This is a genomic window from Streptomyces sp. NBC_00989 (assembly GCF_045162655.1).
Lineage (GTDB): Bacteria > Actinomycetota > Actinomycetes > Streptomycetales > Streptomycetaceae > Streptomyces.
This window is the reverse complement of the sequence record NZ_CP108728.1, coordinates 6,135,600-6,157,500: the sequence shown is the minus strand read 5'-3', so window position 1 is coordinate 6,157,500 and position 21,901 is coordinate 6,135,600. Positions and strand designations below refer to the sequence as shown.

Here is a 21,901-nt window from a genome sequence, read left to right as displayed (position 1 = left end):
GCGGAATAAGTCCGACCGTTCACAGCGTCCTCGCTGTATGTGTTCTTCAAAGGAACCTCGTCCCAGACATCAGAAGATGACTGGAGACGGGGTATCAACATATCTGGCGTTGATTTTTGGCACGCTGTTGAGTTCTCAAGGAACGGACGCTTCCTTTGTACTCACCCTCTCGGGCTTTCCTCCGGGCTTTTCCCTTCGGTCTTGCGTTTCCGACTCTATCAGACCGTTTCCGGTTCCGATTTCCTCGGTGCTTTCCAGGTTTCCGCTTCCGCGTTTCCCTTTCCGGCGGTTCCGACTCTATCAGATCCTTTCGGGCCTGACTCCCAGTCAGCGGGGGCTGCCATCCCGGCCGTTGGGCCGTTCCGACGTCTCAAACCTTAGCCGATTCCCCCGGCGGAGTTCCAATCGAGTCCTAGTGACCTGATCGAACAACAGCCGAGCCCAAATCGAATTGAATTCGGGCACGCCGAAATCAATCCCGTTGGGAGATCGTGCGGTTGGTTTGGGTTGCCGCTGTCGCGGCGGAGGTGCTGCCGGAGAACCGTTACGGCTCGGCGGCAACCCGAAGAACTTTACGGATCGACCAGGGGGATGTCAAGCACCCTCTGTCAAGATCTTTTATCGCGAGACTGGCCGAGGCCTGTCGAGGTCAGTCGAGGTCGCTGAGCCGACCGCCGGCGTCCGGCTGGGCGTGCTCCACCCTGCGCAGCAGCCGGGTCAGGACCTCGCCGAGGACGGTGCGTTCCTCCGGGGAGAGGTCCTGGAGGAGGTCCTCCTCGAAGACCGTCGCCATGCGCATCGCCTCCAGCCACTTGCCGCGGCCCTCGGGCGTCAGCTCCACGATCACGCGGACGCGGTTGGACTCGTCCCGTTCTCTGGTGACGAGTCCCTCGGTGACCATGCGGTCGATCCGGTGGGTCATCGCGGCCGGCGTGAGGCCGAGGCGCTTGGCGAGGTCGCTCGGGCCCATCCGGTAGGGGGCGCCGGCGAGGACCAGGGCCTTGAGGACCTCCCACTCGGCGCTGCTCATGCCGAGGTTCGCGGTCTGGCGGCCGTACGCGACGTTCATGCGGCGGGTCAGGCGGCCCAGGGCCGAGACGATCTTCTCGACCTGGGGGTCGAGGTCCTTGAACTCGCGCTGGTAGGCGGCGATCTGCTCGTCGAGTGTCGGTTCGCCCATGGGCGGCAGTATCGCACGGGGTCGCTTGGCGTTGAAGTCCTTCTAGATGTACTGTTTAGCTTCGAAGTCTTCGGGACTAAGAAGTACCGAAGAGGACCAACTAACTGATTGAGGTGACCGTGACCAGGGCGATGGGCGCAGCGATGCGCCGGATCCACGTGGGAAACGCACTCAGCGCGTTCGGGCTCGGCTTCACGGTCCCCTACCTGTACGTCTATGTGGCGCAGGTGCGGGCCCTTGGAGCCATGACGGCGGGTCTCGTGCTCGCCGTCTTCGCCGTGGCCGCGCTGATCGTGCTGCCGTTCGCCGGGCGGGCCATCGTCCGGCGCGGTCCCCGACCGGTTCTCATCGTCGCCCTGGTTCTGGCCGCCGTAGGGTCGATGAGCTTGGGGCTGGCGGGCAGCGCCACGGCGGTGCTGGTGTCGGCGGCGGCGCTCGGGGCCGGGCAGGCCGTGATGCAGCCGGCGCTCGCCACGATGATCGTGGACTGCTCCACGGCCGACACGCGCTCGCGTGCCTTCGCCATGCAGTTCTTTCTGCAGAACCTCGGGCTCGGCGTCGGCGGGCTCATCGGCGGTCACCTGGTCGACACGACCAGCGCGTCCTCGTTCACGCTGCTCTTCGGGATCGAGTCGGCGATGTTCCTGGTGCTCGCCGGTGTGATGTCGACCGTGCGGATGCCGCACTCGCCGGCCATCGGTGACGCTCCCGCGCAGTCGTCCGCCAAGGGCGCCTGGAAGCAGCTGCTCGGCAACCGGGCCATGGTGCAGCTGAGCGTGCTCGGCTTCGTGCTGTTCTTCGCCTGCTACGGGCAGTTCGAGTCCGGGCTGAGTGCGTACGGGGTTGAGGCCGCCGGTATCTCGACGTCCGCGCTCGGTACGGCGCTGGCCGCGAACACCGCGATGATCGTCGTCGCGCAGTTCGCGGTGCTGAAGTTCGTCGAGCGGCGTCGGCGCTCGCGCGTGATCGCGGCCGTGGGAATGATCTGGGCGCTGGCGTGGGTCACGGCCGGGTTCGCGGGGCTCGGGCACGGGAGTCAGGAGATGGCTACGGCGGCCTTCGTGTCGACGTACGCACTGTTCGGGCTCGGGGAGGCGATGTTGTCGCCGACCGTCGCTCCCCTGGTGGCCGATCTGGCGCCGGAGGGAATGGCCGGGCAGTACAACTCGGCCTTCGCCCTCGTCAAGCAGCTCGCGCTGGCCGTCGGGCCCGCGGTGGGCGGGCCGCTCGGGGCTTCGCTGCCGGGGCCGTACGTCGTGACGTTCTTCTTGTTCTCGCTGGGGATCAGCCTGCTCGCCGTGAAGCTGGGGCGGCAGTTGACCGCCGTACAGGATCAGCCGTGGCGGGCGAAGGGGAGTCGGGTCGTGGCTCGGGGGAATGTCGAGCCTGTGGGTGTGGAGGCGTAGGTCATACCGTCGCCGTCGTCTTGGGGAGTACGAACTCGCACCAGACGGCCTTGCCGCCGCCCGGTGTGCGGCGGGAGCCCCAGTTCGAGGCGATCGTGGCGACGATCGCGATGCCTCGGCCGGACTCGTCGGCCGGTTCCGCGCGGCGGCGCCTGGGGAGGTGGTCGTCGCCGTCCGTGACCTCGACGATGAGGCGGCGGTCGGTGCGGCGGAGGCGTAGGCGCATGGGTGGGGTGCCGTGCTGGAGGCTGTTGGCGACGAGTTCGCTGGCGGCCAGGACGCCCAGGTCGTGAAGTTCGGTGGGGAAGCGCCAGCTGGTGAGGACTCCGGAGGCGAACGCACGCGCGCGTGGGGCCGCTTCCACTCCGCCGAGCAGCTCCAGGGCCGCGTTGCGGAAGAGGTCGCCGGCCGGGCCGGTGCGGGCCGGGTGCTGGAGGACCAGGACGGCGACGTCGTCGTCGTGGTCCGCGGTCACGCCGAGCGAGCGGACCAGGCGGTCGCAGACCACCTGGGGGGTGCCGGTGGCGCCAGCCAGCGCGCGCTCCAGGGAGGCGATTCCCTCGTCGAGGTCCTCGTCCCGGCGTTCCACCAGGCCGTCCGTGTAGAGGACCGCCGTGGAGCCGGGGCTGAGGGGGATCGAGCCCGAGGCGTGGATCCAGCCGCCGGTGCCGAGCGGGGGGCCGGTGGGTTCGTCGGCGCGCTGGACCGCTCCCGTCTCGTCGCGGACGAGGATCGGGAGGTGGCCGGCCGAGGCGTACACCAGGCGGCCCTCGTTCGGGTCGAAGATGGCGTACACGCACGTGGCGATCTGGTTGGCGTCGATCTCCGTGGCGAGGCCGTCCAGCAGCTGGAGGACCTCGTGCGGGGGCAGGTCGAGGCGGGCGTACGCCCGGACCGCCGTGCGGAGTTGGCCCATGACGGCCGCCGCTCGCACGCCTCGGCCCATGACGTCGCCGATGACCAGGGCCGTGCGGCCGCCGCCGAGGGTGATCACGTCGTACCAGTCGCCGCCGACCGCCGCCTCGGTGCCGCCCGGCTGGTAGGTGGCGGCGATGCGCAGGTCGTCGGGTTCTTCGAGTTCCTGGGGGAGCAGGGAGCGCTGGAGCGTCACGGCTGTTTCGCGCTGGCGGCGTTCGCTCGCGCGCAGGCGTTCGGCGGCCTCCGCGTGGTCGGTGACGTCGGTGGCGAAGATCAGGACGCCGCCCTCGGCGCTGTCGGCGCTCTCGGCGACCGGGGTGCAGGTGAACGTGTACGAGCGGCCGCCGGGGGCCTTGCGGGACTTGAGGGTGCGGGGCTTGCCGCTGCGCAGGACCTGGTCGAGGAGCGGGAGCAGGCCGAGTTCGTCGAGCTCGGGGAGGGCCTCGCGAGCCGGTTCGCCCAGGGGGCGGGTGCCGAAGGCCGCCGCGTAGGCGTCGTTGACGTACACGATGCGCTGGTCGGGGCCGTGCACGAGGGCGACGAGGGCCGGGACGCGGTCGAGGACCTCGCGGACGGGCAGGTCGTCGACGGTGGGGACCGGCGGCGGCTCGTCGGTGAGCTGCTCGGCGCGGGCCGCGGGCACGGAGCCTTCTCCCCGCCGGTCCGGGGTGACCGTGTGGTCGGTCCGCGCTGCGGCGCGGCGCTGCGTTCCGGGGAGCCGGGCGCTCCAGCGCGTGAAGTTCACGAATCCTTGCCTCGTGTAGGTGTTGTCGGCCCGCTCCGGACCCTGCCGGGGGTCCGGGGGTTGGCCCCCCGGGGGATGCAGCACAGTGGGGAAAGCCTCTTGGGTGAGAAGGGCGAGCGTGGGCCCGCCCGAAGTCGTGGACCAGTCTGGCAGTGTGACCGACCGGGCCGACATTCGTCAGACGCCTCGGCGGCCGGTGGAGTTCCTCGGTCCGGTCAGTTCGACCCCTTCGGGTCGTGTGGAAGCTTTCCACCGGCCGCGAGTTCGAACTCCGCTCGGGGGTGTTCGAGTGAACCGAGAGAAACGATCTCCCTTTTGAAGAGCCCCGCCAGCGTCCATTCGGCGAGCACGCGGGCCTTGCGGTTGAAGGTGGGCACCCTGCTCAGGTGGTAGACGCGGTGCATGAACCAGGCAGGGTAGCCCTTCAGCTTGCGTCCGTAGACCTGCGCGACGCCTTTGTGCAGTCCCAGGGAGGCGACCGAGCCGACGTACTTGTGGGCGTACGTCTCAAGGGGCTCGCCGCGCAGGGAGTGCGCGATGTTGTCGCCGAGGACCTTGGCCTGGCGTACGGCGTGTTGGGCGTTGGGGGCGGTCTCGGTGCCGGGTTCGGACGCGGTGACGTCGGGGACGGCTGCCGCGTCTCCCGCCGCCCACGCGTGCGTGGCGCCCTCGATCGTCAGCTGGGCGGTGCATTTGAGGCGGCCGCGTTCGGTGAGCGGGAGGTCGGTGGCGGCGAGGACCGGGTGGGGTTTCACGCCTGCCGTCCACACGAGCGTGCGGGTCGGGAAGCGCTGGCCGTCGCTGAGGACGGCGACGCGGTCGACGCAGGATTCGAGGCGGGTCTCCAGGAGGACCTGGATGTTGCGGCGGCGCAGCTGCGTGATCGTGTAGGTGCCCATCTCCTCGCCGACCTCCGGGAGGATGCGGTTCGAGGCCTCCACGAGGATCCACTTCAGGTCGTCGGCGTCGACGTTGTGGTAGTAGCGCACGGCGTAGCGGGCCATGTCCTCCAGCTCGCCGAGTGCCTCGACGCCGGCGTAACCGCCTCCTACGAAGACGAAGGTCAGCGCCGCGTCGCGGATCGCGGGGTCGCGCGTGGAGGAGGCGATGTCCATCTGCTCGATGACGTGGTTGCGCAGCCCGATGGCCTCCTCGACGGTCTTGAAACCGACGCCGTGGTCGGCGAGACCGGGGATCGGGAGGGTGCGCGCGATGGAGCCGGGGGCCAGGACCAGTTCGTCGTACGGCAACTCCTCGGTGCCCGTGCCCTCTTCCTCGGTGGCGAGGGTGCTGAGGGTCGCGGTGCGCTTGCCGTGGTCGATGGCGGTGGCCTCGCCGATGACGACCCGGCAGCGGTCGAGGACGCGGCGCAGCGGGACGACGACATGGCGGGGGGAGATCGAACCGGCGGCGGCCTCGGGGAGAAACGGCTGATACGTCATGTAAGGGTCGGGACTGACGACGGTGATCTCGACCTGCCCGCGCCTGATTTCACGTTTCAACTTCTTCTGAAGGCGCAGGGCTGTGTACATCCCGACGTAGCCGCCACCGACAACGAGAATGCGCGCGCGTTCCTTCACCATCCCATGACGCACCCGGCGCTGGAGTTTGTCCACAGCCTCGACAATTTGTGTGACCGGCGGCGGAGGGTGCGGGGGGCCGCCGGAATTGCCGGAGTACGGGGCTGGTGCGCAGGTCAGTGGGGGTGATCGGGGTGGTGCTCGGGGGCGCAATAGGGACTTATGTGACCCGTACTCCGATCGGGGGGCGCTCCGTGCGGAACCTGCCCCTTCTGAATTGACCCCCTCTCAACTATGTTCGTGTGTCGACGGGGTGAAGGGGGATGCGCTCAGCGGGTCCGCGAAGAGCGAGGCTCGCGAACCGGGCTTGTCTCACGATGCTCCGGCTGCCAATGGCGGGGAGTCTCCGGGGGGAGACGTCATTAACCGGGGGAACGTGTATGCATATTCAGGACTCTCATTGGACATCCGCGTCAGCCGTCGCATCCGGCGGCGCGGTCGGAACGGCGGGAAACGGACGCGGGGACAACTCGCGGACGACGCCGTTGCGGGTGGACGCACAGCGCAATCTGGAGCACGTGCTGCGGGCGGCACGTGAGGTCTTCGGCGAGCTGGGCTACGGCGCGCCGATGGAGGACGTGGCGCGACGCGCGCGGGTCGGTGTCGGCACGGTGTACCGGCGCTTCCCGAGCAAGGACGTCCTGGTGCGCCGGATAGCCGAGGAGGAGACCTCCCGGCTGACCGACCAGGCGCGTTCGGCGCTCGGCCAGGAGGACGAGCCGTGGTCGGCGCTGTCGCGCTTCCTGCGGACGTCGGTGGCCTCGGGTGCCGGACGGCTGCTGCCGCCGCAGGTGCTGCGGGTGGGCGTCGCCGACGAGGGCGAGGGTGCTGCTCTCCTCGATGAGGCGCGCGTGCCGCAGCAGCGGACACAGCCGGGTGCGGGTGAACTGCGGCTGGTGCCGGAGGAGTCGGCGGGAGCCTTGAGCGCCGGGGACTACGACGCCGGGGCGACCGCGCTGCTGGAGGTCGTGGGGCAGCTGGTGGACCGGGCTCGGGCGGCAGGGCAGTTGCGGCCGGACGTTTCGGTGTCGGACGTGCTGCTGGTGATCGCTACGGCGGCGCCCTCGTTGCCGGATGCTGCGCAGCAGGCGGCGGCGTCGGCGCGGTTGCTGGACATTCTGCTGGAGGGGTTGCGGTCGCGGCCCCTGTGAGGGTGGCGGGGTGTCGCGGCCCTCGGTGGTTTGGCGCCCGGTGCTGGTGCGGGCGCCTTCCGGGGGCTGCGCCCCCAGACCCCCATCGGCCCTGAAGGGGCCTCGTCCTCAAACGCCGGACGGGCTGAGTGGTGCGGGCCGGCGCCGAAGAACTGCCGGACGGGCCGAGTAGTGCCAGCCTGCGTTGAGGTGCCGAACAGGCTGGTTTTGCCGGCCTGCGTTGGCAGGGTGACTCGAATAGGTGACTGTGGGGCGGGGGTGCCGTGGTGCCCGCGCCCCTCGTGACGTCCGGGAACGTTCCAGGCATTTCAGTCATCGTCGCCAACTCCCGTTCCGTGCGCGACAGTTGAGCCTTCCCCGGAGGGGTGAACGCTAGTACTGCGGTGCGGGAAGTCCCCACGGATGAGTGGATGGTCCGTACGACGGGGTCCTGAACAAAAGCCAATATGGCTACGCTGACCCGGTGTTCGGGACTGGTTGGACTGGCTGGGCAGGCGGCGGGGGCTTTCCGCGATGAGTGTTGACGGGCGTGACGAGTCACTGGGTGACGGTGACCCGGAGGCCGGTGGGCTGACCTCACCACAGGTGCCGAGTCAGGGTGGGCCGAGCGGTGTCCCCCAGGGTGGCGATCCCGGTGAGGGCAGCGTCCCGCCGCAGCGCGAGGGCAGTGTGCTGCCGCCGCCGCTGACGCCGTTGGAGATGCCGACCGCCGACGCCTCGCTGATCGAGCGGATGCGCGCCGGTGACGACACGGCGTACGAGGAGTTGTACCGGCGCCACGCGGACGCCGTGCGCCGGTACGCCCGCACCTGCTGCCGGGACGGGCACACCGCGGACGACCTGACCGCCGAGGTCTTCGCCCGCATGCTCCAGGCGGTGCGCGGCGGTTCCGGGCCCGAGCACGCCGTACGCGCCTACCTGCTGACCTCCGTCCGGCGCGTCGCCGCGAACTGGACGAAGTCAGCGAAGAGGGAGCAACTCGTCGACGACTTCGCGGTGTTCGCCGCGCAGTCCGCGCGCGTGTCGGAAGTGTCGGACGACGACACGATCGATCTCGGCGCCGACGTACGGGCCATGCACGTGGCCGAGCAGTCGATGGCGATGCAGGCCTTCCGGTCGCTGCCCGAGCGGTGGCAGGCCGTGCTGTGGCACACCGAGGTCGAGGACGAGTCGCCCAGCGAGGTCGCCACGCTCTTCGGGCTCGACGCCAACGGCACGCGCGTGCTGGCCAGTCGGGCCCGCGAGGGGCTCAAGCAGGCCTATCTCCAGGCCCACGTCAGCGCCACCCTCACCGACGACGAGGAGTGCGCGCGCTACGCCGACCAGCTCGGCACCTACGCCCGCCGCCGGCTGCGCACGCGTGCCGAACGCGGGCTGCGCAAGCACCTGGAGGAGTGCGCCAAGTGCCGGCTGGCCGCGCTGCAGATCGAGGAGGTCGCCAGCGGTATCCCGGCGGTCGTCCCGATCGCGGTCATCGGCTGGTTCGGCGCCGCCGGATACGCGAAGGCGATCGCGCTCATCGCCGGTGGCGCGGGAGCGGGCGCGGCCGGTGCCGCGGGTGCCGCCGCCGCTGCGGGCGGAAGTTCGTCCGGCGGGGCGGGTGCCGGGGGCGCCGCGGCCTCCGAGGGGCTCGGCGCGCCGGTGAAGGCGGGCATCGCGGCCGGTGTGGTCGCCACGGCGGCAGCGGCCGCGATCGCCCTCGCGCTGGCCGGCAGCACCCACAGCCCGGCGAAGAAGCCCGAGGCGAAACCGGCGCCCTCGTCCTCCCCCATCGCCAAACCCGAGTCGACGCCCCCGACACCCCAGAAGAAGCAAGCGGCCCCGGAACCGGCGGTGTTGAAGCCCCGGCCGACACCCACACCGACCCCGACACCCACACCCCGGGCGAAGCCGACACCGACCCCGAAGTCCACCCCGGCTCCGACTCCGAGGCCGACCCCCACACCCACGCCGACACCCACGCCCACCCCGACCCCGACGCCCCCACCCGCGCCGACGATCTTCCAGGTCAGCGAACTCTCCTACAACGTCAACGGCGACGGCACCGCACCCGAGATCCAACTCGGCGAGAGCAGCTGGGTGTGGCAGCGCTACGGCGTCTCCATCGGCGGCACGCGCTACGCCCACGGCGCGACCGTCCACGGCCGCTCCTCCGTCACGATCGACCTCAACCGCCAGTGCGTCTCCTACGACGCGACGGTCGGCGTCGACGACATGATGCTGGGGATCGGCAAGGTCTCCTTCGCGGTGTACGCCGACGGGGTCCGGCTGTGGCAGTCCGGGGAGATCGCCGGCGGGGACGCCGCGGTGCCGGTGCATGTGAACATCGCCGGGCGCAAGACCGTACGGCTGGTGGTCGAACCGCACAGCTCCTTCGACGACCTGACGCTGGCGGACTGGGCGGAGTCGAAGTTCACGTGCCAGTAGGGCGCGGTGTCGGGAGTGGTGCCGGGTCGGGCAGTTCGGCCAGGACCTCGTCCATGGTGAGGGTCTCGCCGCGGGCGCGTTCGGCGGCGTAGCGCTCGGCGCCCAGGGTGGTGCGGGCGGTGGCCTCGGTGTGCTCGACCCGGGTGCGCTCCGGCATGGGGCGCGGGTGGCCGCCGCGCCAGCGGTCGCCGACGGCCAACAGCCTTACCGCGCGCGGTAGTTCGCCGAGTTCCGCGGAGAGCAGCGCCGTCTGGTCCACGAGGCTCGCGATCAGCGCGTCGGCGCAGTGCTGGTCGATGGCCTCGCGCAGGGTGGCGGTCATCTTCTCCAGCCCGCGCTCCGGGCCGGACTCGGCGGCGATGACCAGGGCGGCGACCGCGTTCAGGCCGGCCCTGAACTGCGGTGGGGGCGTGCCCTTCTCGCTCTCCGCCGAGGCCCGGTCGCTCAACTCCCGCGCGCGGGCGATCTCCCCGTCCTCCAGGGCGATGTGCGCGCGCAGCATCAGGACGAACGCGCGGGCGTCCGGTACGCCGTGCCGGTCGGCCTCCTCGGTCGCCCGGTCCAGGCCGGCGAGGGAACTGTCGCGGTCGCCCGCGCGGAAGGCGAGTTCGGCGAGGCGGGCGATGAGGAACGGCGTCTCGGTGTAGGCGCCGACCTCGTAGGCGAGCTCCAGCGCCTCGTCGTACGCCGTCCTCGCCTCCTCGAAGCGGCCGCGGACCATGGCGGCCTCGCCGACCGCGCTGGACGCCTGGGCGCGCACCCAGCGGTCGCCGACGCGTCCGCAGAGCACCTTCAGCGCCTTCAGGTCCTCGTCGATGCCCGTCATGCCGCCCGGCGAGTCGACGAGGAGGTGCGTGCGGAACATCAGCAGGACGGCGTTCTCCCAGTCGCCGCCATGCACACGGACGTTGGCGACCGCCGCCTCCATGGCGGGCCTGATGTCCATCGACTCGGTGAGGAAGTAGACGGTGAGCGGCCAGATGAGCCCCGGCATACGGGCCGCCTCGGGGCCGCCGGCGGCGTAGAAGCCCTGGATCAGCTTCATGTACCGCCACATGCGCTCGTCCAGCAGGCCGTCCGCCGTGCGGCCCAGGAGCTCGGACTCGGCCCTGAGGAAGAGGTTCAGCAGCCGCAGGTTCATCCGCTGGGTGTGCAGGGGGTGCCGGGCGTCCGCCTCGGGGTCGGCGACGTAGGCCTCGTAGGGGTCCAGGGCGGACCCGTCCGGCGTGGTGAGGGCGAGGACGCGGATCACCCATTCCGCGCCCTCGGAGCGGTAGTTGCGCAGCCACCAGAACCAGCCGATGCCGAGGGCCAGGGCGCCCGCCTCCGCCTCGTCGCGGTCGGCGACGGAACGCGCGAGGGCCGCCCTGATGTTGTCGAGCTCGGTCTCCAGGCGGGCGATCCACGGGAGTTGGTCGCCGGAGCGGAGCAGGGGCTCGGCCGTCTCCACGAGGGCGCGCGCCCACGCGCGGTGCCTGCGCTCGGCGGCGGCGCGCGGCCCGGGGGTCTCGGCGGCGCGCTCGACGGCGTACTCGTGGATGGTCTCCAGCATGCGGTAGCGCATGCCGCCGTCCGCGTCCCCCGGGGTGGCCACGATCAGGGACTTGTCGACCAGGGAGCCGATGAGGTGGGCCGCGGGGCCGGTGCACACGGCCTCCGCCGCCGCGAGGTCCCAGCCGCCGGCGAACACGGAGACCTCGCGCAGCACCGTCCGCTCCGGCTCGTCGAGCAGCTCCCAGGACCAGTCGACGACGGCCCGCAGGGTCTGCTGGCGGGGCAGCACCGTGCGGCTTCCGGAGGTGAGGAGGCGGAAGCGGTCGTCGAGGCGGTCGGCGATCTGGCGCGGGGTGAGCAACCGGAGCCGGGCGGCGGCCAGTTCGATGGCCAGGGGCAGGCCGTCCAGGCGGCGGCAGATCTCCGCGACCGCCTCGGTGTCCTGGAGCACGGTCCCCGCGCCCGGGCGGACGGCGGTGGCGCGCTCCGTGAAGAGGCGGTGCGCATGGTCGGGGACGAGGGGCTCGACCGGGCGCACGGACTCGCCGGGGACGCCCAGGGGTTCACGGCTGGTGGCGAGGATCGTGAGCCCCGGGCAGCGGGTCAGGAGGGTCTCGGCGAGGTCGGCCACCGCGCCGATGACATGTTCGCAGTTGTCAAGGATCAGGAGTCGGCCGCGCGAGGCGCAGTACTCCACCAGCAGGGCGACCGGGTCGTCCTGCGTGGTCATCGACTCGGTGGTCAGCAACGCGGTCTCGCGCAGACCGAGGGCGCTGACCACCGCGCCCGGCACCGCCTCCGGCCGGTCGAGCCGGGCCAGCTCGACCAGCCACGCCTGCGGGAGCCCGGCGGCGGCTTCCTCGGCGAGACGGGTCTTTCCGGAGCCGCCCGGTCCGGTGAGCGTGACCAGGCGGGCCCTGTGCAATTCGGAACGGATGGCGGCGATCTCGGGTTCCCGGCCCACGAAAGAGGTAAGCCGCGGACGCAGGTTGCCGTCGCGTTCGGGACGCCCGGGGGCAGCGGGCGCCGTACTCGCCGGTGCCGTCGAGGTGAGCAACTCCTCGTGCAGGGCGCGCAGTTCCGGCCCCGGGTCGGTACCGAGCCCCTCGGCGAGCGCGCGCCGGGCCGTCTCGTACGCGGCGAGGGCGTCGGCCCCGCGTCCACAGGCGCGCAGGGCACGGACGAGGAGGGCGTGCAGTGGTTCGTCGTAGGGATGCGCCGCGGTCAGTTCCCTCAGTTCCGGTACGACGTCGGCGGCGCGGCCGAGCAGCAGGTCGGCCTCGGCCCGCGCGCGGGTCGCCTCCTGGCGCAGCGCGTCCGGGCGGGCGGCGGCGGACCGGTCGGGGAGGTCGGCGAGCGCGGGCCCGCGCCACAGGGCGAGCGCCTCGGCGAGGTCGCGGGCGGCGGCGGTCGCGTCGCCCCGGTCCAGAGCGGCCGTCCCTGCGCGCACCAGCTGCTCGAAGACGAACAGGTCCACGTCGTCCCGGGTCGCCGCGAGGCGGTAGCCGCCGGGGTCGGAGGCGATCGCATCCTTACCGAGGGTGCGGCGGAGCCGGCCGACCAGGGCCTGGAGGGCGGCCGGGGAGTCCTGGGGAGGTTCGTCCGCCCACACCTCGTCGATCAGGGTGCCGAAGGGGATGATCCGGCCCGGGTGCAGGGCGAGCGCGGCGAGCAGGGCACGGATACGCGCACCGCCGAGGGGTACGCCGGTGCCGTGTTCGCCTTCCGCCCGGGTGGTGCCCAGGATTTTGTACCGCACCGGGTCATTGTCGCCGGGTGGGTGGGGTGAGGGCACGGGGTTTCGCGGCGGGGCGGGCGGTTGGGGTGGTTTGGGGCGGGGTGCTGGTCGGGGCGGTTCGGGGGGCGGGGATCTTGAACTGGCGGACAAGTTACTGACGTTGGCGCTGCGCGGGTTGAAGCCGTAGCGGTGTGTTGTGGGTCGGCTGCGGCGCCGTCGTGGCTGGTCGCGCAGTTCCCCGCGCCCCTTCAGGGCGCTGACGCCTGCGTAGATCTGCCATCCCCGCCGCCCGTTCCCGCTCGGGATACTCCCCGCCGGAACCTCCGGAGCCCCCCGGACTCAGCGTGCCCCGCTCACCCGCCGGAGGCCAACGCCCCCCGCTGCGGGCGAATCCCCTCGGGCACCGCACGCGCGCGTGCGGGCGTTCCCGTCCAGCAGGTGCCCCGGCGGGCCAGCAGCCGCCCCAGCCACAGTTCCAGCGAGACCAGGTCCGCGAGGCCGTCCAAGGGCAACGGCTCCCCCTGTGCCGCCGCGCGCAGCGCCTTGCGGACTACGCGCGCCTCCACCAGGCCCGCCTGCGCGAGCAACGGCGTGGCGAACAGGTCCATCAGGGGGTCCGCGGCCACCCGTAGACCCTTGCGGGCCGCGGCCGCAGCCGAGGCGTGGGAGGGGGCGCCCCAGCCGGGCGGGAGGTCGCCGACGCCGGCGCCCTCCAGGACCGTGCGCAGGATCGCCGCGCGAGCGCCCGGCTGGACCCGTAGCGCCTCGGGGAGGGAGCGGCAGGCGCGGACCACCTGGTTGTCGAGGAAGGGCGTGTGCAGGCGCTGGGAGCGGATCTCGGCGGCCTGCTCCAGGACGCGGAGGTCGGAGGCGTGGCGGGCGAGGGCGGCACGCGCGCGGAAGTCTCCTGGGCGCTGGCCCGGGCCGCTGCCCTGACGGCTGGGCGCGCTCTGGAGGCGAACCGATACTTCAGCCAGGGCCTCGCCGGTCAGCCAGCGTGCGGCGGGCCCCGGTCTGGCCCACGTGAGGGCGGCGAGGGAGGCTCCGACGGCACCTCCGGGCTCGTCGAAGCGCTGGTTCATCAGCCGGTCGGCGAGGACCTCGAGTCCCGCGCCGTAGGGCGTGCGGGCGAGGCGGCGGGCCGCGCCGTAGACACGCCCCGGGACCATCACCGAACCGTCCGCCTTCGCCAACGCGGCCACCGGGCGCACCAGATGGCGCCGTTTGCGGTCCATGAGGAGGTCGGCGAGGCGGGCCGGGTGGGCGTCCAGGACCTGGCGGGCGCCGTATCCGGTGAAGTGGTCGGCGCTGCCCGCGGCGAGCCGGGCGCGGTGGCGGGCGGCGATGATCAGGGAGGGGCCGGGTTCGTCGGTGAGGGGGCCGTCGAGTTCGGCGTACGGCAGGACGTCCTCGGCGCCGGTCACCACCACGTGGTGCAGGCGGGGGTTGGCCGCGAGGGTGCCCGCGCGCTCCACCTCGGACTCGCGCCCGGGGACGGCGAGATCGTTGAACGTGACGGCCAGGAGGCGCTCACCCGCGCCGGTGCCGTGCCCGAGGACCGTGCCCGGTGCCCCCGGCAGGCCGGCGGCGAGCAGGGCCAGCGTCCCGGAGGCGGGCCCCCCGGAGAGGTCGGCCCCGATCCCGGGAACGGGCATCCCGCGCGCGGCACGCCGTTCCGCGGGCCCCATGCCGGGGACGGGCCCCGGGTCTATGTCGGGAACGTGCCGGGGCGCGGAGAGGCGCGCACGCACGGCATCAACCAGCGCGTCCCGTACGGCGTCCACCGCGCTGTCCGGGTCGACGGCGGCCGCCGCGACCGCGAGGGAGGCAACCGGCTCGTACCCGGCGATCTCGCGCGCCCCGGCGCGCAGGACCAGCGCATGCCCCGGCGGAATGCGCCGTACGCCCTCGTACGGCGTCGAGTCGTGCAGCGCGGCGGGGACGTCCGGGGCGGCGAGCAGCGCGGCGAGGTGGCCGAAGTCGAGGTTGGCCTCGATGAGGTCGGCGAGCGGGAGCGCGGCCGTGGAGTACGCCGTACCGCTGGCCCAGGGGGTGTAGAACACCGGCTTGGCGCCCGCGAGATCACCGCAGACCATGGTGCGGCGGCCGACCTTGACGACCGCCGTGTAACTGCCGGACCAGGCCGTCAGATGCCGAAGTGCCCCTCCGCGCGCGGAGAACAGGCTCAGGCGCAGTTCCTCGTCGGAGGCGCCGCACGTGCCGAGGACCGCGATCCGCGTCTCGGCGTCGACCTTCACGACCCGCACCTCGTCGGGCCGCCAGTCGCCGACCGCCCACAGCGGATCCGGGTCGCCCCACAGGAGTTGGGACCCCACCGGGTGCACCGTCTCACCGTCGAAGCCGGTCGCCCCCGCGGAACCGATCGCGGCGGCTCCAGCGGCGGTACTGCTCCATCCCACCAACCACCGCATCGACGCCTCCACAGGCTGTGGACAACCAGTGCACCGCACGAACTGGGCACCATGCTGCCATGAAGGACGCCTTCCGGAGGGCCGGAGAAGCCGCTTGAGATCGCGTGAAGACGCCCTGGACGAGGGACAACCGGACAACCATGACCCTACGTCCGCGACGCGAATGCGCCCCCGATACGCTCCCCCAAAACACCTAACGCGCCCTCAACTCCCGTGGTAGGAGCGGTATTCGGCACCGAGAGGCGGGGGCGATTTTCGGCCAAATCGGTGTTACGGGCGCAGGCTCGCACACGCTCCGTACATGCCGTGCGCACCGCATCGCACCGCGCACAGTCCGGGAGGCGGAGTACGCCTCCCGGACCGGTCCGCCGCCCGCGGGGATGTAGGCGGCGGTGTCCCCCAGCCCACTGGATCCAGTACAGCGGGCCGACCCACGCACGATCCATCGAAGCGCTCCCGCGATGGCCGGAGAAGAGCGCACACACGGGCGCACGGCCACACGACGGGGGCACGTCGCAACCCTGCGTGCAAACCCCGCACTCGCGTACGGACCACAATCCCGCCAACCGGAACAATGCCCCTTAACGCTTGGGATGCGGCGAACTACGCTGGGTTTACGAATGCCGGGTGGTTATGCCAGCGCGGCAGCCGTCTGTGTCGAGGGGTGGCGCATGTCCAGGGAGCAACGCGGGCCGAACGAAAAACTCGGCACCGTTCTCGCCCTCGCGGGAATCAGCAACGCAGGACTCGCACGTCGCGTCAACGACCTTGGCGCTCAACGCGGGTTGACACTTCGCTACGACAAGACGTCGGTGGCGCGCTGGGTGTCGAAGGGAATGGTGCCCCAGGGCGCCGCCCCGCACCTCATCGCGGCCGCCATCGGCCAGAAGCTCGGCCGCCCTGTGCCGCTCCACGAGATCGGCCTGGCGGACGCGGATCCCGCACCGGAAGTGGGCCTCGCCTTCCCCCGGGACGTCGGCCAAGCCGTGCGTTCCGCAACGGAGTTGTACCGGCTCGACCTCGCCGGCCGCCGGGCCGGTTCCGGCGGCATCTGGCAGTCCCTCGCGGGCTCGTTCGCAGTCAGCGCATACGCAACGCCCGCCTCACGCTGGCTGATAACCCCGGCCGACAGTTCGGTGGCGCGCGAGGCCAACTCCGCGGAGAGCTCCGGGACACCGCTCAAAGTCGGCCACAGCGACGTGCAGAAGCTGCGGGAGGCCGCGGAGGACGCCAGGCGCTGGGACTCCAAGTACGGGGGCGGCGACTGGCGTTCGTCCATGGTGCCCGAGTGTCTGCGGGTCGAGGCGGCACCGCTGCTGCTCGGCTCGTACTCCGACGAGGTCGGCAGAGCCCTGTTCGGCGCGAGCGCCGAACTCACCCGGCTCGCCGGGTGGATGGCCTTCGACACCGGCCAACAGGAGGCGGCGCAGCGGTACTACATCCAGGCGCTGCGCCTTGCCCGCGCGGCGGCGGACGTGCCGTTGGGCGGCTATGTGCTGGCGTCCATGTCGTTGCAGGCGACCTACCGGGGCTTCGGCGACGAGGGCGTCGATCTCGCGCAGGCGGCCCTGGAGCGCAACCGAGGGCTCGCGACCGCCCGCACCATGAGCTTCTTCCGGCTTGTCGAGGCGCGGTCCCACGCGAAGGCGGGGGACGCGCAGGCGGCCGGGGCGGCGCTGAAGGCGGCGGAGGGGTGGCTTGAGCGGTCCCGGGAGGGCGACAACGATCCGTCGTGGCTGGGGTTCTACTCCTACGACCGGTTCGCCGCCGACGCCGCCGAGTGCTACCGGGACTTGAAGGCTCCGCGGCAGGTCCGTCGGTTCACGGAGCAGGCGTTGTCGAAGCCGACGGAGGAGTTCGTGCGGTCGCACGGGCTTCGGCTCGTCGTCTCGGCGGTCGCCGAGTTGGAGTCGGGGAATCTCGATGCGGCGTGTGAGCAAGGGGTTCGGGCGGTGGAGGTCGCCGGGCGTATCTCGTCGGCGCGTACGACGGAGTACGTGAAGGATCTTCTGCACCGGTTGGAGCCGTATGGGGATGAGCCTCGGGTTGTCGAGCTGCGGGAGAGGGCTCGGCCGTTGTTGATGGCGCCCGCCTAGGGATCTGCCTGGCTTGTACCGGCTTGCGAGTGCAGGTGCGCTGTGGCTGGTCGCGCCCACGCGGCGGAGCCGCAGATGTCACAGCCCGCGCCCCTTAGGTCAGCTGCCCTTCCCCGGGTTTGAAGGCACTGTCAGTGGTGCAGTGCACTATCGAAGCCGGGAGGTGGTGCACGTGCGGGCTGGAGTCGGGTACGACTGTGACGTGCTCGTCGTCGGGGGCGGGATCGTCGGGCTGTCGACCGCCTATGCGATCAGCCGTGCCGCGCCCGGCACGCGGGTCACCGTGCTGGAGAAGGAGGCCGGGCCCGCCCGGCATCAGACGGGGCGCAACAGCGGGGTGATCCACAGCGGGATCTACTACCGGCCCGGGTCGCTCAAGGCACGGTATGCGGTGGGCGGGGCTGCCGAGATGGTCAAGTTCTGCGCGGAGTACGGCGTTCCGCATGCCGTCACCGGCAAGCTGATCGTCGCCACGGAGCGCGCCGAGCTGCCCCGCCTGCACGCGCTCGTGCAGCGCGGCCGGGAGAACGGCATCCCGGTCCGGGAGCTGGGCGCCGCCCAGATCGCCGAGTACGAACCGGAGGTGCGCGGTCTGGCAGCCATACACGTCGGGACCACGGGGATCTGCGACTACACCGCGGTCGCCCGGCACCTGGCGGACGCCTCCGGCGCGGAGATCCGCTACGGCGCGCGGGTCGCCCACATCGACCGGCGCCCGGAGCGCGGGGTCGCCGTCCGCACGGTGACCGCGACCGGCGGTGACGTCGTCCGCGCCCGCGTGCTGGTGAACTGCGCCGGCCTGCACTGCGACGAGGTGGCCCGGCTCACCGGCGACGACCCGGAGATGCGGATCGTGCCGTTCCGCGGCGAGTACTACACCCTCGCCCGACCCGAGCTGGTCCGGGGCCTGGTCTACCCGGTACCCGACCCGGCGTTCCCCTTCCTCGGCGTCCACCTCACCCGCGGCATCGACGGAAGCGTCCACCTCGGCCCGAACGCGGTACCGGCCCTGGCCCGCGAGGGCTACGACTGGGGAGTCGTACGCCCCCGAGACCTCGCGACGACGGCGACCTGGCCCGGCACCTGGCACATGGCCCGACAGCACTGGCGCTACGGGGCGGGGGAGCTACGGCGGTCCATCTCCAAGACCGCGTTCACGCGAGCCGTACAACGCCTCCTCCCGGCGGTGACCCCGGACGACCTGGTCCCCTCACCGGCCGGGGTACGGGCGCAGGCGGTACTCCGGGACGGCACTCTGGTCGACGACTTCCTGATCAAGGAGGGCCCGCGGGCCGTGCATGTGCTGAACGCCCCCAGCCCAGCGGCAACAGCCTCACTACCGATCGGCAGGGAGGTAGCCCGACGGGCCTTGGCTGTACTGCACCAAGACCGACGTCCGCTCCAAACCCCGGGCAGGGCAACCCCCTAGGGGCGCGGGGCTGTATCGATATGCGGCTCCGCCGCGTGGGCGCGACCAGCCACAGCAGACCCGCACTCGCAAGACAACACAAGCCAGGCAGACGCTCGGGCGCACGCCCCGTAAAATCACCGCATTGTGTCTGACTCCCCCAACATCCCCGACGCGCCCACCGAGCCCGCACACCGCACCCGGGCCAAGGGCGAACCCCGTTTCCCCGACGGGCCGACGCCCGACCCCGCCGGCTCCCACTTCGAACGCCGCATCCGGAGTTTCCAGCCGCGCAGGAGCCGGGTCACCGCCGGGCAGGCCGACGCCCTGGAACGCCTGTGGCCCAAGTGGGGCCTGGACATCGACGGCCAACGGACCCTCGATCTCGCCGAGCTGTTCGGGAACGACAACCCGGTCGTGCTGGAGATCGGCTTCGGCATGGGTGAGGCCACCGCCCAGATGGCCGCCGAAGCCCCCGCGACGAACATCCTCGCCGCCGACGTGCACACCCCGGGCCAGGGCAACCTCCTGGGCCTGGCCGACCACCACGGCCTGTCCAACATCCGCGTCGCCAACGGGGACGCGATCATCCTGCTCCGCGAGATGATCGCCCCGGACGCGCTCGACGGACTGCGCGTCTACTTCCCGGACCCCTGGCCCAAGAAGCGGCACCACAAACGGCGCCTGATCCAGCCGGAGTTCCTCTCCCTCGCCGCGACCCGCCTCAAGCCCGGCGCGACCGTGCACTGCGCGACGGACTGGGAGCCGTACGCGGAGCAGATGCTCGAAGTGCTCGACGCGCACCCGGACTTCGAGAACAGCCAACCTGACGGCGGTTTTGCGCCCCGTCCGGAGTTCCGGCCGCTGACCCGTTTCGAGGGCCAGGGACTGGACAAGGGACATGTCGTGAACGATCTGCTCTTCCGTCGCGTACCCCACGAGGACCAGCGCTGACGCCAGGCTCCATCGCGGGCCGTGCCCTTACCTCGTTAGGGTCGATGCCGTGGCCACGTTTCATCCGTACCCCCCGCACCCCGGCCACCCCGCCGGTGGTGTGCCCGGGCACGGGCCGCGGGTGCGCTGGTGGCAGCGGAACTGGGTCCGCTACGGCGCGCTGATCGCCCTGCTGACGCTCTCCGGGCTCGTCATCCTCGCGCTCGTGCGCCAACAGACCGGTACGGAAGGGTTCTTGGTCGGGCTCGGGCTCGCCGTACTGCCCGTACCCCTCCTCGTCGCCGCCTTCCGCTGGCTGGACCGCGTCGACCCCGGGCCCTGGCGGAACCTGCTGTTCTCCTTCGCCTGGGGCGCCTGCGCCGCGGCCCTCATAGCGATCGTCGCCAACAGCTTCGCGACCAGATGGATAGCGACGACCACCGCCGACCCGACCAGCGCGGACACCCTCGGCGCCACCGTCATAGCCCCGATCGTCGAGGAGTCGGCGAAGGCCGCGGCCGTGCTCCTCGTGTTCCTGTTCCGCAGACGGGACTTCACCGGGATCGTCGACGGGGTGGTGATAGCCGGGGTCACCGCCACCGGCTTCGCGTTCACCGAGAACATCCTCTACCTCGGCACCGCCTTCGGCACCGACCAGCTCACCGGCGACCGCGGCTTCACCTCCGTCACCGCGGCGACCTTCTTCGTGCGCATCGTCATGTCCCCCTTCGCGCATCCCCTGTTCACCGTCCTCACCGGCATCGGCTTCGGCATCGCCGCCCTCTCCCCCGACCGGCAGCACATCCGCCGCGTCCTGGTCCCGCTGACCGGCCTGCTCCTCGCGATGGGCATGCACGCGATCTGGAACGGCTCCTCGACGTTCGGCCAGTACGGCTTCTTCGAGGTCTACGGCGTCTTCATGGTCCCCATGTTCGGCCTGCTGACCTGGCTCGCGGTCTGGACCCGGCAACGCGAACTGCGCAGTGTCCGCGAGGAGTTGCCCGCCTACGTCTACGCGGGCTGGCTGACCCCGGCCGAACCCTTCGTCCTCGGCTCGATGAAGGCGCGGCGGCTGGCCCGCGAGTACGCCCGCCACCGCCTCGGCAGACCGGCGGCCCGCTCGGTCGCCCAGTACGAGGCGTACGCGACCTCCCTGGCGTTCCTGCGGCACCGGGCCGCGCGGGGCCGCGCCGGCGCCGACTTCGTCGTACGGGAAAGGGAGTTGCTGCACGAGCTGTGGCTGCGGCGGGAGGTGGCACGGCCCGCGCTGGACTTCGCGGCGCGGCGGACGGCGCCGCCGGTGCCGGTGGTGGTGCCGCCGTGGCCGCCGGTGTACGGGGCGTACGGGACGCCCCTGTCCAACCCGTACCGGTCCTGACGGCCACCCTGGCGACCCGTACGACCCGTAGGCCGACCCGTACGACCCGTAGGCCGACCCCTACGACCCTTAGGCCGACGCCTGCGTGAGGCGGGCGATCTCCGCGTCCGTCAGCTTCAGTTCGGCCACGCCCAGCAGTGCGGGGAGTTGGTCGACCGTGCGGGCGGAGGCGATCGGGGCCGCGACCGTGGGCTGGGCGGCGAGCCAGGCGAGGGCCACCGTCGCCACGGGGGCCTCGTGGGCCTGGGCGACCTCGTCGAGGGCGGTCAGCACCTTCTGGCCGCGCTCCGATTCGAGGTACTGCGCCGCGCGCCCCGCCCGCGGGCTGTCGACCGTCGTACCGGGGCGGTACTTGCCGGTGAGGAAGCCGGCGGCCAGCGCGAAGTACGGGATCGCGGCCAGGCCCTCCTGCGCGGCGAGCTCGCTCAGCTCGCCCTCGTAGGTGTCGCGTGAGACCAGGTTGTAGTGGGGCTGGAGGGCGACATAGCGGGCCAGGCCCTCGCGCTCGGAGAAGTCGAGGGAGGCCCGCAGGCGTTCGGGGGTGATGTTGGAGGCGGCGATGTGCCGCACCTTGCCCGCCTTCACCAGCTCGTCCAGCGCGCCGATGATCTCCTCGACCGGCACCTCGACCTTGTCGAAGTGGGTGTAGTAGAGGTCGATGTGGTCGGTGTCCAGGCGGCGCAGGGAGGCGTCCGCGGCGGCCCTGATGTTGGCGGCGCTCAGGCCCGGGAAGTCGGGGTGCTGGCTGACCTTGGTGGCGATGACGACGTCGGAGCGGTTGCCGCGGGCCTTGACCCACTTGCCGATGATCGTCTCGGACTCGCCGCCCTGGTTGCCCGGCGCGAACGCCGAGTACGAGTCGGCGGTGTCGACGAAGTTGCCGCCCGCGGCCGCGTAGGCGTCGAGCACGGCGAAGGAGGTCGCCTCGTCGGCGGTCCAGCCGAAGACATTGCCGCCGAGGGAGAGCGGGAAGACCTCGAGATCGGACCGGCCCAGCTTGCGAAGAGAAGTCATG

At 71.7% G+C, this 21,901-nt stretch carries 13 protein-coding genes; 7 read left to right on the top strand and 6 right to left on the bottom strand.

Going from position 1 to position 21,901, the window contains the following annotated elements:
* Positions 1–649: 649 nt before the first annotated feature.
* Positions 650–1,180, bottom strand: coding sequence for a MarR family winged helix-turn-helix transcriptional regulator (locus OG714_RS27215; protein WP_406124802.1), 531 nt, complete (start codon positions 1,178–1,180; stop codon positions 650–652).
* A 119-nt stretch (positions 1,181–1,299) separates the two neighbouring features.
* Between OG714_RS27215 and OG714_RS27210 the strand changes: the two genes are divergently transcribed.
* Positions 1,300–2,586, top strand: coding sequence for an MFS transporter (locus OG714_RS27210; RefSeq protein WP_406131966.1), 1,287 nt, complete (start codon positions 1,300–1,302; stop codon positions 2,584–2,586).
* Between the two features lies 1 nt (position 2,587).
* Here the strand turns inward: OG714_RS27210 and OG714_RS27205 are convergent, their stop codons facing one another.
* Together OG714_RS27205 and OG714_RS27200 are read right to left on the bottom strand one after the other, a co-directional pair.
* A complete protein-coding gene (locus OG714_RS27205; protein WP_406124800.1) occupies positions 2,588–4,249 on the bottom strand; it encodes a SpoIIE family protein phosphatase in 1,662 nt (553 codons plus the stop codon).
* Positions 4,250–4,464: 215 nt separating this feature from the next.
* Positions 4,465–5,832: an NAD(P)/FAD-dependent oxidoreductase gene (locus OG714_RS27200; protein WP_406131965.1), complete on the bottom strand. Its 1,368-nt coding sequence runs from the start codon at positions 5,830–5,832 to the stop codon at positions 4,465–4,467.
* 377 nt (positions 5,833–6,209) lie between these two features.
* Between OG714_RS27200 and OG714_RS27195 the strand changes: the two genes are divergently transcribed.
* Together OG714_RS27195 and OG714_RS27190 are read left to right on the top strand one after the other, a co-directional pair.
* Positions 6,210–6,980, top strand: a complete 771-nt coding sequence (locus tag OG714_RS27195; RefSeq protein WP_406124799.1) for a TetR/AcrR family transcriptional regulator — start codon at positions 6,210–6,212, stop codon at positions 6,978–6,980.
* A gap of 513 nt (positions 6,981–7,493) precedes the next feature.
* On the top strand, positions 7,494–9,407 hold the full coding sequence (locus OG714_RS27190; protein WP_406124797.1) for a sigma-70 family RNA polymerase sigma factor: 1,914 nt from the start codon (positions 7,494–7,496) through the stop codon (positions 9,405–9,407).
* Here OG714_RS27190 and OG714_RS27185 read toward each other — a convergent pair.
* Together OG714_RS27185 and OG714_RS27180 are read right to left on the bottom strand one after the other, a co-directional pair.
* Positions 9,394–12,660 (bottom strand): BTAD domain-containing putative transcriptional regulator, encoded by a 3,267-nt coding sequence (locus OG714_RS27185; RefSeq protein WP_406124795.1) that lies wholly within the window; start codon positions 12,658–12,660, stop codon positions 9,394–9,396. The genes OG714_RS27190 and OG714_RS27185 overlap by 14 nt on opposite strands.
* 332 nt (positions 12,661–12,992) lie before the next feature.
* Positions 12,993–15,071: an asparagine synthase-related protein gene (locus tag OG714_RS27180; protein WP_406124794.1), complete on the bottom strand. Its 2,079-nt coding sequence runs from the start codon at positions 15,069–15,071 to the stop codon at positions 12,993–12,995.
* 671 nt (positions 15,072–15,742) lie between these two features.
* Here OG714_RS27180 and OG714_RS27175 point away from each other — a divergent pair.
* The 4 genes from OG714_RS27175 to OG714_RS27160 all read left to right on the top strand — a co-directional run bounded on the left by OG714_RS27175 (position 15,743) and on the right by OG714_RS27160 (position 20,886).
* A complete protein-coding gene (locus tag OG714_RS27175) occupies positions 15,743–17,167 on the top strand; it encodes an MFS transporter (protein ID WP_266858824.1) in 1,425 nt (474 codons plus the stop codon).
* Positions 17,168–17,309: 142 nt separating this feature from the next.
* Positions 17,310–18,596: an L-2-hydroxyglutarate oxidase gene (gene lhgO, locus OG714_RS27170; RefSeq protein ID WP_406124792.1), complete on the top strand. Its 1,287-nt coding sequence runs from the start codon at positions 17,310–17,312 to the stop codon at positions 18,594–18,596.
* A 126-nt stretch (positions 18,597–18,722) separates the two neighbouring features.
* The gene (gene trmB, locus OG714_RS27165; RefSeq protein ID WP_406124791.1) at positions 18,723–19,529 is read left to right on the top strand and encodes a tRNA (guanosine(46)-N7)-methyltransferase TrmB; all 807 of its coding nucleotides are present in this window, start codon (positions 18,723–18,725) and stop codon (positions 19,527–19,529) included.
* Between the two features lie 49 nt (positions 19,530–19,578).
* The gene (locus OG714_RS27160; protein ID WP_406124789.1) at positions 19,579–20,886 is read left to right on the top strand and encodes a PrsW family intramembrane metalloprotease; all 1,308 of its coding nucleotides are present in this window, start codon (positions 19,579–19,581) and stop codon (positions 20,884–20,886) included.
* Positions 20,887–20,955: 69 nt separating this feature from the next.
* Here OG714_RS27160 and OG714_RS27155 read toward each other — a convergent pair whose 3' ends face one another.
* The gene (locus tag OG714_RS27155; RefSeq protein WP_406124787.1) at positions 20,956–21,900 is read right to left on the bottom strand and encodes an aldo/keto reductase; all 945 of its coding nucleotides are present in this window, start codon (positions 21,898–21,900) and stop codon (positions 20,956–20,958) included.
* Between the last annotated feature and the right edge of the window lies 1 nt (position 21,901).